11 protein-coding genes are annotated in these 12,176 nt (G+C 70.4%); 8 read left to right on the forward strand and 3 right to left on the reverse strand.

Going from position 1 to position 12,176, the window contains the following annotated elements; translation table 11 throughout:
• Positions 1 to 22: 22 nt before the first annotated feature.
• Positions 23 to 544, forward strand: a complete 522-nt coding sequence (locus H976_RS28330) for a SigE family RNA polymerase sigma factor (protein WP_036227703.1) — start codon at positions 23 to 25, stop codon at positions 542 to 544.
• Complete coding sequence (locus H976_RS0123620) at positions 541 to 1,656, forward strand: hypothetical protein (protein WP_027863532.1); 1,116 nt, start codon at positions 541 to 543, stop codon at positions 1,654 to 1,656. The genes H976_RS28330 and H976_RS0123620 overlap by 4 nt, the downstream gene beginning before the upstream one ends.
• On the opposite strand, the gene H976_RS0123625 is transcribed toward H976_RS0123620, so the two are convergent.
• Positions 1,657 to 4,497 carry an ATP-binding protein gene (locus tag H976_RS0123625; RefSeq protein WP_155918675.1) on the reverse strand — a complete coding sequence of 947 codons (2,841 nt, stop codon included), beginning with the start codon at positions 4,495 to 4,497 and terminating at the stop codon, positions 1,657 to 1,659.
• Between the two features lie 104 nt (positions 4,498 to 4,601).
• Here H976_RS0123625 and H976_RS28335 point away from each other — a divergent pair, with 104 nt between their 5' ends.
• The 6 genes from H976_RS28335 (at position 4,602) to H976_RS0123655 (ending at position 9,973) form a co-directional block, all read left to right on the forward strand.
• Positions 4,602 to 5,450, forward strand: coding sequence for an alpha/beta fold hydrolase (locus H976_RS28335; RefSeq protein WP_081683146.1), 849 nt, complete (start codon positions 4,602 to 4,604; stop codon positions 5,448 to 5,450).
• Positions 5,451 to 5,547: 97 nt separating this feature from the next.
• The gene (locus H976_RS0123635; protein ID WP_027863534.1) at positions 5,548 to 7,218 is read left to right on the forward strand and encodes a cell wall metabolism sensor histidine kinase WalK; all 1,671 of its coding nucleotides are present in this window, start codon (positions 5,548 to 5,550) and stop codon (positions 7,216 to 7,218) included.
• Positions 7,219 to 7,285: 67 nt separating this feature from the next.
• Positions 7,286 to 8,017, forward strand: coding sequence for a DNA repair protein RecO (recO, locus tag H976_RS0123640; RefSeq protein WP_027863535.1), 732 nt, complete (start codon positions 7,286 to 7,288; stop codon positions 8,015 to 8,017).
• 3 nt (positions 8,018 to 8,020) lie between these two features.
• Complete coding sequence (locus H976_RS28340) at positions 8,021 to 8,821, forward strand: isoprenyl transferase (RefSeq protein ID WP_051277413.1); 801 nt, start codon at positions 8,021 to 8,023, stop codon at positions 8,819 to 8,821.
• A 75-nt stretch (positions 8,822 to 8,896) separates the two neighbouring features.
• Positions 8,897 to 9,181 (forward strand): hypothetical protein, encoded by a 285-nt coding sequence (locus H976_RS28345; protein ID WP_051277415.1) that lies wholly within the window; start codon positions 8,897 to 8,899, stop codon positions 9,179 to 9,181.
• Between the two features lie 42 nt (positions 9,182 to 9,223).
• Entirely contained in the window at positions 9,224 to 9,973 is a 750-nt protein-coding gene (locus tag H976_RS0123655; RefSeq protein WP_027863536.1) for a class I SAM-dependent methyltransferase, read from the forward strand.
• A 9-nt stretch (positions 9,974 to 9,982) separates the two neighbouring features.
• Here the strand turns inward: H976_RS0123655 and H976_RS0123660 are convergent, their stop codons facing one another.
• Together H976_RS0123660 and H976_RS0123665 are read right to left on the reverse strand one after the other, a co-directional pair.
• Positions 9,983 to 10,774 carry a class I SAM-dependent methyltransferase gene (locus tag H976_RS0123660; RefSeq protein WP_027863537.1) on the reverse strand — a complete coding sequence of 264 codons (792 nt, stop codon included), beginning with the start codon at positions 10,772 to 10,774 and terminating at the stop codon, positions 9,983 to 9,985.
• A gap of 49 nt (positions 10,775 to 10,823) precedes the next feature.
• On the reverse strand, positions 10,824 to 12,122 hold the full coding sequence (locus H976_RS0123665) for an HNH endonuclease signature motif containing protein (RefSeq protein ID WP_081683147.1): 1,299 nt from the start codon (positions 12,120 to 12,122) through the stop codon (positions 10,824 to 10,826).
• Between the last annotated feature and the right edge of the window lie 54 nt (positions 12,123 to 12,176).

Here is a 12,176-nt window from a genome sequence, read left to right on the forward strand (position 1 = left end):
ACCAACACCTGCGGGGGGTCACGTGCGCCGAGCCGACGAGACGGCCTACACGGAGTTCTACGCCTCCGTGTGGTCGTCGCTGTTCCGGACGACGTACGCGATCAGCGGAGACGCCGGGCAGGCCGAGGACGCCGTGCAGTCGGCACTGGCGAAGGCCTACGCGTCGTGGGCCCGGGTGCGGGACAGCCGGCAGCCCGAGGCCTACGTCCGCAAGATGGCGGTCAACGAGCTGCTCGGCGTCCGCAGGCGGAGCTGGTGGCGACTGGAGCGACCGGGTCACGTGCCGGAGAGCCGTGCTGCGGAGTCGGCGGCCCACGAGGTCGTGGAGCGCGACGAGCTGTGGCGGGCCCTGCTGTCGCTGGCGCCACGCCAGCGCGCCGTGCTGGTGCTGCGCTACTACGAGGACCTGAGCGAGCAGCAGATCGCCGAGGCGCTCGGCTGCAGCCGCGGAACGGTGAAGTCACAAGCGTCCGCTGCGCTGGACACCCTCCGACAGCGGTACGCCGCAGCCGCGGAACTGGCCGCAGAAAGGGATCGCAGATGAGCCTCCAGGAGCAGCTGACCCGCACGATCTCCGCACACGCGCAGGCTGCGGACGAGCCGGCTCACGACCTTGCTGCGGCCGTACGCCGTGGGCGTGGCCTGCGGAGGCGCAGGCGGAGCGCCGTCGTCGCTGCCGCGGGGCTGACGAGCATGGTGGTGCTCGGCGCGGCGGCCGTGGCCCTCAACCAGTCCTCGCAGCCGGTCGGCCCGGGGTCGGAGACCTACGTCCCGGTCGGGCAGCTGGACTACTCGGCGGGGCTGCGGGCCTTCGCGAGCCCGGACGAGAACGGCCGCCTGTGGCTCGGCGGGAGGTCGTTCGCCAAGCGGGACATGGGCTACCTCGACACCGACGCGACCGCCACGCCGTACGGCATGGTGTTCTTCGACCACGAGAGCCGCGCCCGCCTCCTCACGCAGGAGGGCACCTTCCAGACGCTGGCACCCACCCCGCCCCGACACGGTGGTCTGCGACTCTCGGCCAAGGCCGACGCGCGGCTTCCGCTGGTGGCCTTCACGCAGCCGAGCGCAGCCGGGGTCGCGGTGGTGCTCTACGACCTGCGGAGCGGCCACGCCGTCGACACCCTGCCCGTGCCGTGCAGCGGGACGGGCTGCAAGGACGTCCGCGTCGACGGTCTCGACCGTGGCCTGGTGTTCGTCCGTACTCCTGGTGGGACCTTCGTCTGGGACCAGAAGGCAGCCGGCGAGCGGGCGTGGTCGATGCTCGGCACGGGCGCGTTCCGGGTGGCCGACGTGCGCAACGGCCGGGTCCTCTGGTCCGGCTCCGCGCCGTCACCGTCCCCGGACAGCCCGGTCGCGCGCTGGCACTTCGCCCACGGTCAGATCGACGCCGAGCTCTCCTTCGACGGACGTCATGTCCTGTACTGGTCATCGAAGCTCAAGCCGGTGGACAAGGCGGGGCAAGCGATCCGGCTGAAGGTCAAGGACGCGGCCTGGTTCACCTTCGACACCGACGGGTCCGTGCTCGCGGCCACCACGGGTTCGGACCAGGAGAGCACGGTCTACGACTGCCAGATCCCGTCAGGTGCCTGTGAGCGAATCGGCTCGGTGAGCACGGAGAGTGGCGACCCGATGTTCATCGGCAACGACATGTGATCAGCCGCGGCTGACGCGGTCGCTGTCGTTCTCGGTACGACGGGACGACGCTCGGCTGAGCGGAAGGGTGATCGTGAACGTGGTGCCCTCGTCGGGTGCGGAGCGTACGTCGATGTGGCCCTCGTGGCTCTCCACGATGGCCTTCACGATCGCCAGGCCGAGCCCGGAGCCCTGGATGGCGTGCCGCTGCACCACCGCGGTGCGGAAGAAGCGACCGAAGACGGCCTCGAGGTCGGACTCGGCGATGCCCAGGCCGGTGTCGGTCACGTTCAGCACAGCGGAGCGGTGTGCCGAGTCGGCCTCGAGGCTCACCAGGATGCTGCCGCCGTCGAGGGTGAACTTCACGGCGTTGCTGAGCAGGTTGGTGACCGCTCGCTCGAGATGGGTCGCGTCGCCGTTGACCATCACAGGGTCCGCCGGCATCGCGTAGCTGACCTCGAGCTGCCGGGTGGACAGCATCGCGGCGATGGCGTGCTCGCTCTCCCGCACCACGACGCGCAGGTCGATCTGGCTGTCGAGGTCCTGCCACGAGTCGTGGTCGAAGGTGGCCAGCACCAAGAGGTCGTCGGCGAGGGCCAGCAGCCGGTCGCCGTTGCGGGAGATCACGTTGACCATCCGCTGCTGCTCGGGGAGCAGCTCGCCCAGCACACCCTCCCCGAGCATCTCCGCGCTGCCGATGATGCTGCTCATCGGCGTACGCAGCTCGTGGCTGACCGTGGACACGAAGTCGTCCTTGGCCCGGTCGAGGTCCTTGAGCCGAGCCACCACCTCGCGCTCGCGGCGCAGTGCCTTGACCAGGATCTCCTGGCTGCGCCGGGTGTCGGTGATGTCGGTGGCCACGAACAGGTAGCCGATGACGTGCCCGAAGGTGTCGGTGACCGGGTTGGTCGTCATGGACACCTTGATCGGCGCCCGTCCCGACGGCAGCCAGGTCCAGTCGCGCGTCTCCGGCGTGAGCTCGTCGGCGGCGTGCTCGACGATCCCGTCGAAGGCCGCCTCGCCACCGTCGTGCGAGTAGCGCTCGAGGTCCTCGGGGGCGATGAACTCGACCAGGTCACGACCGGTCGCCGCCTCGGCTGCCACTCCGAGCATGTGCTCGGCCCCGGTGTTGAACAGCGTGATCCGGCCCAGGAGGTCGGTGCCGACGAAGGCGATCGTGCGAGCCGACCGGAGCAAGTGCTCGACCATGCCGGCGTGCTCGCGGGCAGCGGTGACGTCGGTGGCCGAGATGACATAGCTGGTCGGCGAGTCCGGGTGGGCCTGGTAGACGTCGGCCGAGAACACGACCAGCCGCCGGCCGTCGTCCTTGGTGCGGAGCTGTGCCTCGCCCTCGCGGGGCAGCTGCCGGGGATCGCCGAAGATCTGGGAGGCCTCCTCGCGCTGGTCCTCGGTGATGAGCTTCTCCCAGAAGGGGCGTCCGACCAGCTCGTCCTCGGTGAAGCCGGTCAGTGCGGTGAGCGCCGGGTTGGCCACGATGATGGTTCCCTCGACGTCGGTGACCACGATCATGCTGCTGGCGGTGTCGATCACCGACCGGGTGTAGTCGCGCTCGGCCTGGAGCCGTTCCTGGAGCTCGAGGGGCTCGGTGACGTCGACCATGTGCAGCGAGAACGACGCGCGCTCCTCGTCGCTCTCGAGCAGCGAGAGGGTCGTCTCCAACCTCGTGCGTGGCTGCCCGACCACCCCGACCGGACCGGTCCAGCCGATCACCTCACCGGCCCCCATCGCGGCCACGGCGTCGACGAGGTCGGAGGACTCGAGCAGGGCGGCGACGGGTCGACCGACCAGCTCCTCCACGGGCCGGTGCAGCAGGACGGCCGTGGCCTGGTTGCAGTCCTCGAACCTGGCCTCGAACCTGGCCTCCAGCCTGGCCCCGTCCTGCTCGAGGACGAGCAGCGCGATCGGGATGCGCGACTCGGTGAAGTTGCGCCGGAAGATCCGCTCGCTGGTGACCAGGCGCGCCACCGCACGCTCCCGCTGCTCCATGGCGATCGCGAGCGGCAGGCCGATGAGTACGACGCAGATGATGTAGAGCTGCGCGTAGCGGGTGCTGCTGGCCGCGGCGGAGGTGTTGACGATGTCGGCGAACGGGCCGCCGCCGAGCTGGGTGAGCAGTGAGATGGCGACCGCGAAGATGATCTGCTCGATCACCACCACCCAGGGGCTGAACCGCACGGCCGCCCAGACGAGGACAGGCAGGGGCGCGAAGCCGAGGGTCAGGTGCCCGGGCGCCAGGGTGAGCAGGGTGGCCGTGGCCAGGGTCAGGAACTGCGCGACGAGCTCGACGCGGCGCACCGTCCAGGCTTGGTGCCAGGACCGGTGGCTGAGCAGGGCCAGGGGCGCGAGCAGCATCACCGAGGCGCCGTGGGAGGGCACCACCAGGCCCAGCGTCGTGCGGAAGGAGGAGTCGTCGATCATCGCGGCGTACGCCAGTGAGACGAGCAGCCCGCCCACGACGGCACCGACGGTGGCGATCGCGAACAGTCGCCAGACGTCGTTGACGTCGCGCAGGCGACCCGCGAGGAACCGCATCACGAGCCACCCGACGAGTGCGACCTCCACCGAGTCGCCCAGGCCCAGCAACAGGGAGACGCCGACGTCCCGCCCGGCCGTGAAGTTCGCCAGCGCGAAGGCGGCGGTCAGGGCGGCCAGCGTCACCGGCCACCGCGGCCGGGGCGCCACGAGCAGCGCGATGACTCCGACTCCGACGGCCGGGAACCACGCCGCCGTGGCGCCGGAGTGGCGCCCCACGAGCAGGGCGGCCGCACCGGCGAGGTAGGCGAGGAGGACGAGGCAGGGTACGAGCGCAGGTCGCACCGACGCGCTCGTGTCCCGTTCCACGGCACGATTCTCGCCCACCGGCGGGACCAACGCCCGCAGATTGGCCGGGACCGCGTCGCGGACTGGACCACTGGTGGGACCCGTTGCATGCCAAGGTGTGCCCCATGACCCTCGTCTCCGAGCGGATCGGGCAGCTCTTCCACGACGGCCACCGGCTGGAGTTCACCGAGTACGGCGGTGGCGGCCGCTGGGTGGTCCTCCTCCACGGCCAGCTGATGCCGCGCCGCATGCACCAGCCACTGGCGCGCCACCTGGCGGCCGCCGGCTTCCACGTCGTGACCCTCGACCTGCTCGGTCACGGCCGCTCGGATCGTCCCGACGACCCGCTGCTGTACTCCATGACGGCCTTCGGGGAACAGGTCATCGCCCTCCTCGACGAGCTCGGTGCGGAGCAGGCGGTGGTCGGCGGCACCTCCCTGGGCGCCAACGTGGCGCTCGAGGTCGCGGCCCTGGCGCCGGGGCGGGTCCGCGGGCTGATCGCGGAGATGCCGGTCCTCGACAACGCTCTCGAGGCGGGGATCCTCGCCTTCGCGCCGCTGCTGTTCCTCTCGCGGTTCCTGCCGCTCTCGATCATCGGCCTCCGCGTGGTCACCCGGGCGGTGCCGCGGGGCGTCGTACCGTTCTGGACCGGGATCGCCCTGGACACCCTCGACCAGCGCCCCGGCCCGATGGCGGCCGCCATCCATGGCATCTTCTTCGGCCGGATCGCGCCGTCCTCGAGACTGCGACGGCGGATCGAGGCACCGGCCCTCGTGGTGGGTCACCCTCGTGACCCGATCCACCCGGCGGCCGACGCGGCGATGCTCGCGGAGGAGCTGCCCGACAGCACCTTCGTGGAGGCGCACGGGATCCTCGAGTGGCGGCTGCGGCCGGCACGTCTCAACGCACTGACCACCGACTTCGTCACCCGCTGCTTCGAGACCGACGCCGCGGCGACGTGGGCACCCGGCTGAGTCACGACCTGAGAACCGGTGAAATTTGCCTGTGCCGGCCGGCAAGTCGCGTTAATCTGCCGCTACACGACACATCGTCGGGAGGTAGCAGCCGGCCATGCCGTCGCGCTCGTCCTTGGTCTCGGAGATCCAGCAGCTCCTGACTGGGGAGCAGGCTGATCCTCGTGCTGCCCAGGGTCTCTTCCTCCTCCCGGTGGTCATGGAGCTGGTGCTCCGCATGTTCCTCGGCGTCGGCTTCGACGCCTACTTCATCGTCGCCACGCTGATCGTCGCCGTTGCCACCGTGGGCGCGGTGCTGATCGGCCTGGACCGGCTCAGCCATCGGTGGACGATCGCGCTCCCGGTGCTCGACATCGTGGCGCTGGGCATCTACCGCTTCTCCGAGCCCACCGCCATCGCGGTCGCCGTGGTGTTCCCGTCGATCTGGCTGGGGCTCCAGTACGGCCGCAAGGGCGTCATCATCACCACCGTCGTGGTGGCGGCCACCTTCGTCGTACCCACGATGTTCTTCCTGGGCCTCACCCTGATGGACGCCCTCTCCCGGGTCTCGCAGATGACGCTGATGGCGGTGATCTGCTCCGCGGCCGTCGCGTTCGTGGGCGACCTCTGGAAGGCGCAGTACGAGCAGGCGCGCAACACCACCGCGCGCCTCGAGCTGGCCATGGCCGACGTCATCGAGCAGCGACGGCTGACGCGCACGATCGTCAACGGCGTCGACGTCGGGCTGGTCGCGCTCGACGCCGAGGGCGCCTACGACTCGACCAACCCGCGCCACGAGGAGTTCATGGCCTTGGCCTACCCCGACGGGCACCGGGGGATGGCCGGCCAGGAGGGTTTCGTGTACGCCGCCGACGGCGCGACCCTGCTGACGAGCGCGGAGATGCCGACGACCAAGGCGGTGCAGGGCGAGACCTTCCGCGACTACCTGATCTGGGTGGGGGAGGTGCCGGCCGAGCGGCGGGCCCTGGCGGTCTCCTCCTCGCCGTACTTCCGCAACAACGGGGAGTTCGGCGGTGCGGTGCTGGCCTACCACGACATCACCGAGCTGGTCGTGGCCTCGCGCATCAAGGAAGAGTTCGTCGCGTCGGTCAGTCACGAGCTGCGTACGCCGCTGACCTCGATCGTCGGCTACACCGACGTGATCCTCGACGACTCCGAGCACCTCCCGGACGACGCGCGCGCCTACCTGCTCGTCGTGCAACGCAATGCCCGCCGGCTGCACCGCTTGGTCGACGACCTGCTCTCGACCGCGCTGCAGTCGGTCGCCACCGTGCTCGACGTCGAGCGCGTCTCGGTGACCGAGCTGCTCGAACGCTCAGCGGTCGAGGCGCGCAAGGCCGCGACGGCAGCAGGGCTCGAGCTCGACCTCGACACGGCCAAGGCAGGACCCCAGCTCGACATCAACGGCGACAGCGAGCGGCTCGCGCAGGTCTTCGACAACCTGTTCAGCAACGCGATCAAGTACACCCCGGCGGGTGGTCGGGTCGTGGGAAGCGTCGGCCGCGACGGCGACGTGGCCGTGGTCAAGGTCCGCGACACCGGTCGCGGCATCTCCGAGTCCGAGCAGAGCAAGATCTTCAACAAGTTCTTCCGCGGGAGCGGGGTACTGACCGACGCGATTCCCGGGGTCGGACTCGGACTCTCGATCACCAAGACGATCGTGGACGCCCACGGCGGCAGCATCACGGTGACCAGCGAGCTCGGCAAGGGCACCACCTTCGAGGTGCGGCTCCCGCTCGCGGACCCTCCGCTCGTCCCCGCCGCCTGAGCGTCCCGCCCAGCCGTCGACGGCGGGTCGCAGCCGGTTGTCGGGGCCGCGGGGGACAATGGCCGGCATGCCCCTGTACAGCGACGAAGCCATCGTGCTGCGCACGCACAAGCTGGCAGAGGCCGACCGCATCATCACGCTGCTCACGCGCCAGCACGGCATCGTCCGCGCCGTGGCCAAGGGCGTACGCCGCACCACCTCGCGCTTCGGCTCGCGACTCGAGCCGTTCACCCACGTCGACCTGCAGCTCGCCGTCGGTCGCAACCTCGACATGATCACCCAGGCCGAGACGCGCTCGCCCTACGGCGCCCGGATCGTCGAGGACTACGACCGCTACACCGCTGCGAGCGTGATGCTCGAGACGGCCGAGCGGCTGGTCTCGGAGGAGCGGCAGCCGTCGGTGCAGCAGTACCTCCTGCTCGTCGGCGCCCTGCGCGCGATGACGTCGGGCGAGCACCGCGCCAACGACGTGCTCGACTCCTTCCTGCTGCGCTCACTGGCCGTGGCGGGCTACGCGCCGTCGTTCTCGGCCTGTGCCAACTGTGGGCTCGAGGGTCCGCACCGCGCGTTCAGCCCCGCTGCCGGAGGGTCGCTGTGCCCGGGTTGCAAGGTCCCCGGGTCGGCCAGCCCGGCCAGGGAGACCCTCGACCTCCTCGGCGCGCTGCTGGCCGGTGACTGGACGGTGGTCGACGCCGCCGAGCTGCGGCACCGCCGTGAGGGCCGCGGCCTGGTGTCGGCGTACGTCGCCTGGCACCTCGAGCGCGGCCTGCGATCCTTGCCGTACGTCGGCGAAGGGTGAGCGGTGCCCAGGTTCAGCAAGGGCTCGAGAAAGAGGGTCGCCCGTGCCGCCGTACGTGCCCCGGAGCCGCATCCGTCCGGCGCCACGCCACCAGACATCCCGGCCGACCAGGTGCCGAAGCACGTCGCGATCATCATGGACGGCAACGGTCGTTGGGCGGCTGACCGTGGCCTGCCCCGGACGGCCGGTCACGAGCAGGGCGAGCACTCGCTGTTCGATGTCGTCGAGGGCGGCATCGAGATCGGTGTGAAGGCCATCTCGGCCTACGCGTTCTCCACCGAGAACTGGTCGCGCTCGACCGACGAGGTCAGGTTCCTGATGGGCTTCAACCGCGACGTGATCCGCCGTCGACGCGACGAGATGCACGAGCTCGGCGTACGGGTGCGCTGGGCCGGCCGGGCGCCACGGCTGTGGCGCTCGGTGATCAAGGAGCTCCAGGTCGCCGAGGAGCTGACCCGCGACAACGACGTACTCACCCTGACGATGTGCGTGAACTACGGCGGCCGGGCGGAGATCTCCGACGCTGCGCGCGCGATCGGTCGCGACGTCGCGGCCGGCCGGCTCAACCCCGACCGCATCGACGACCGCACCTTCGCGAGGTATCTCTACGTCCCCGAGGTCGGGGACGCGGACCTGGTCTGGCGTACGTCGGGGGAGCAGCGGCTCAGCAACTTCATGCTGTGGCAGGCGGCGTACTCAGAGATGGTGTTCAGCAACGTCTTGTGGCCAGACGTCGACCGCCGCGACCTGTGGGCCGCCATCGAGACCTACGCGAGCCGGAACCGCAGGTACGGCACCGCCTGACCCGGACGCCTCGCGGGGGTGTTCACCCGGGTCGGGTGAGGGCGTCGTGGTCCGGCTGTGACCACACTCCATCCCATGGGATGCCTGCTCGCACTGCTCGCCGGGTTCGCGCCGCGGGTCGCACTGGTCCTGATCTGGATCTTCTCCAACCTGGTGGACCGCGCGTTCGACGGCTTCCTGGTCCCACTGTTGGGCCTGATCGTCTTCCCCTACGCCACCCTGTTCTACGTCCTCGCCTACAACCCGGTCACCGGGGTGGGCGGCTGGGGCTGGGCCTTCGTCGTGCTCGGCTTCATCTTCGACATCGGTCACTGGGCCGGTGGCGGCGTCACCGGCCGCCAGCGTTACGCCAGCGCCTGACCGGTTGACCTCGCCCGTCGCGGCGGCCTGCAGAATCAGGGCGTGCGTTCCTTCGACGAGCTGGTGGGCGAAGCGGAGGCAGCCGACGTCACCGGGTGGGGATTCGGCTGGCTCGACGGGAGAGCCACCGAAGAGCGACCGCCGTGGGGATACGCGCGGATGCTGGCAGCGCGACTGGGCGAGGCGGGGGCTGCGCTCGACATCGACACCGGCGGGGGAGAGGTGGTGGCAGAAGCGCCCGCGCTGCCGCCGCGGATGTGTGTCACCGAGGCGTGGCCGCCCAACGCAGCTCGCGCTCGGGCCGCTCTGGAGCCCCGAGGCGTCGAGGTCCACGAGACGGGCGACGGCGAGGGGTTGCCTTTCCCCGACGGATCATTCGACCTCGTCACCTCCCGGCACCCGGTGCGACCGAACTGGCTGGAGATCCACCGTGTGCTGGTTCCTGGCGGTGCCTACTTCGCGCAGCACGTCGGTCCCGCGTCTGCCTTCGAGCTCATCGAGTTCTTCCTCGGCCCGTTGCCCGAGCAGCGCCAGGGCAGGGACCCACGCCGCGAGGCGGACGCCGCCGAGCAGGCCGGCCTCACGATCACGGACCTGCGGACAGCGCGCTGCCGGATGGAGTTCTTCGACATCGGCGCCGTTGTCTGGATCCTGCGCAAGTGCGTGTGGTGGGTGCCTGGCTTCACCGTCGAGCGGTACGCCGCCCAGCTGGTCGAGCTCGATGCCCTCATCCGGGAGGAGGGGGCGTTCGTCGCCCACTCGACCAGGCACCTCATCGAGGCCCGTCGCTGAGCCGGGGCGTCACTCCTGAACGTGTCCGATGATCATCGCCACGGGGACGTTCTCCACCAAGGGGCCGTGGGATGCGAGAGCGTCGGCCAGGCCTTGGTCAAACGCCGGCCGTCTCTCCGCGGAAGGCAGCTGGGTAACAGAGAGAGCCGAGTAGACCCCGCCGATCATCTGCTCGAGGGTCAGCTCGTCGGCGTACTCGACGACGGACTCGGTGACCACCAACCCTGCGCTTCTCAGGCTATCGGCGTACTCGAGCTGCGTCGCGGAGTCGCTCCCACATCGCCGCTGCAGCGTCGTCCCGAACCAGTCCTGGAGGAACTGGCGAAGGGCCTGTGACCACGGGCTGTCCTGGAGCCACAACGGAATGCCGTTGGTGAGCACCGCGATCCCGCCTCCGGGACGGAGCATGGGCGTGGCGGAGGAGAAGAGCTTCCGATGGTCCATCCAGTGCAGGGCCTGGCCGACGGTGAGGGCAGCCACCCTGCGCTGACCCAGCACGGCCCGAAGCCGGGTCACCTCCCTGTCGGATCCCACCATCCAGCTGGTGTTGTGGACCCCGGCCTCGTCCGCGGTTCGGCGGGCCAGAGCCAGCATGTCCGGCTCGGGGTCGACTCCGAGGACGGCTCCCACCCGGCGGGCCACGGGGATGCTGAGCTGCCCTGTGCCGCACCCCAGGTCCACCACCAGATCGGCCGGCGTCAGTCCGAGGACGTCGACCAGCACATCGATCACCGCCGGCGGATAACCACGCCGGTAGCGCTGGTAGAACCCGGCCACCTCACCCCGGAACCCCAGATCCATCAGTCCACTCTCGCACCGCCTGTGCCCGTGCTTCTGCTGACTCCAGCGCTCACGTCCTCCTGTGGAAGGTGACGGTGCCGTTGGGGTGGTGTTGGTGGGTGTAGGCGGGGTCGTGGATGCGTCGGTGGTGGTGGCCGCAGAGGAGTCGGCCGTCGTGGAGGTCGGTGTGGCCGCCGTGTGCCCAGGGGGTGTTGTGGTGGGCGTGGCAGATGGCGGGTGGGCGGTCGCAGTGCTGGGCGGTGCAGCCTTGGTCTCTGATGGCCATGGCGATGCGTTGGGCACGTGAGTAGGTGCGGCGGGTGCGGCCGAGGTCGAGGACTTCGGATCTGCCGCCGAGGACGGCGGGGATGAGGCTTGCGGTGCAGGCCAGGCGTCGGGCCTGGGCGGCGGTGATGTGTCCGCCGGTGTCGAGCCTGCAGACTCCGGCGGCGTGGAGGTCGGCGAGGAGCTGCTCGAGGCTCATGGTGACCACGATGGTCGCGCCGCTGCCGCCGGCCTTGGGCAGGGACTTGGCGGGGACGGCCTCGATGAGCTGGCAGAAGGCGTGGCCGTGGCGGACCTCGGTGGGCAGTGTCTGGTCGACGTCGATGTCGTTGTCGGTGGCGGTGGCGCGCACGGGTGAGCTCAGGGCGAGGAGCATCTTGCGCAGCCACTGGCCGTGCAGTGTCGGGATGCGGAAGCGGCCGTGGCAGGTGCCGGCGTCGTCCTCGCGCATGGTGAGGGTGACCCGTCGGGCTGCGGCTGCTTCCTGGTCGGTGAGCACCTTGGCCTCGAAGGCCTCGGCCAGGTCGGGGGCGATCACCTCGAAGAGCCGGCTGCCCAGCACCGCGAGCTCGTGGGCGTCGTAGTGCGCCGCCAACGACACCAGGTGGGCCTCGGCCTGTGCGCGTTGCTCGCCCGAGACCGCGAACTCACCCGAGCTCGGCAGCCGGTCCAGGGCGGTGGTGATGGCGCGTGCCTGAGCGAGGTTCACGATCCCGGCATCCATGCCCGCCGAGAGCACCGGGTAGCCCTCCACCCCCCCAGCCAGCTTCAGGTCCGATCGCGCGCTGATCCTGGTCTGACGGGTCTCGATGGCCACCCAGTCCGCCGCCGAGGGCGCACCACGCTCACTTCCGGCACCGGAGCGGTCGGCCTCGGCCAGCACCCGCAACCGCAACGCAGCGAGCTGTGCTTCGGCTCGCGCGAGCTCACGCAGGGAGTCACGTTGCTCGGCCGGGGTCATCGACCACACCGGAGAAGCCGCGACCTCGTCGAGTCGCCCGGTGAGCTGGCGGGCGAACCGCAGCACCGGATGCCCGGTGCGGATCGGCTCAGAACTCGAACCACAAGTCGGATCGGAACTCATGCGCCCACGCTCGCTGTCAGGCACACCTGGGAGTGTGCGTCCGGCGGGGCTGCC

This window comes from Marmoricola sp. URHB0036, assembly GCF_000426045.1.
GTDB lineage: Bacteria > Actinomycetota > Actinomycetes > Propionibacteriales > Nocardioidaceae > Marmoricola.

Excerpts from the sequence above, each read along its gene's own strand:
- recO (WP_027863535.1), top strand. The coding sequence starts at position 7,286 with ATGCCCCTGTACAGCGACGAAGCCATCGTGCTGCGCACGCACAAGCTG.
- H976_RS0123620 (WP_027863532.1), top strand. The coding sequence starts at position 541 with ATGAGCCTCCAGGAGCAGCTGACCCGCACGATCTCCGCACACGCGCAG.
- H976_RS0123660 (WP_027863537.1), bottom strand. The coding sequence starts at position 10,774 with ATGGATCTGGGGTTCCGGGGTGAGGTGGCCGGGTTCTACCAGCGCTAC.
- H976_RS28335 (WP_081683146.1), top strand. The coding sequence starts at position 4,602 with ATGACCCTCGTCTCCGAGCGGATCGGGCAGCTCTTCCACGACGGCCAC.
- H976_RS28345 (WP_051277415.1), top strand. The coding sequence starts at position 8,897 with ATGGGATGCCTGCTCGCACTGCTCGCCGGGTTCGCGCCGCGGGTCGCA.
- H976_RS0123635 (WP_027863534.1), top strand. The coding sequence starts at position 5,548 with ATGCCGTCGCGCTCGTCCTTGGTCTCGGAGATCCAGCAGCTCCTGACT.
- H976_RS0123665 (WP_081683147.1), bottom strand. The coding sequence starts at position 12,122 with ATGAGTTCCGATCCGACTTGTGGTTCGAGTTCTGAGCCGATCCGCACC.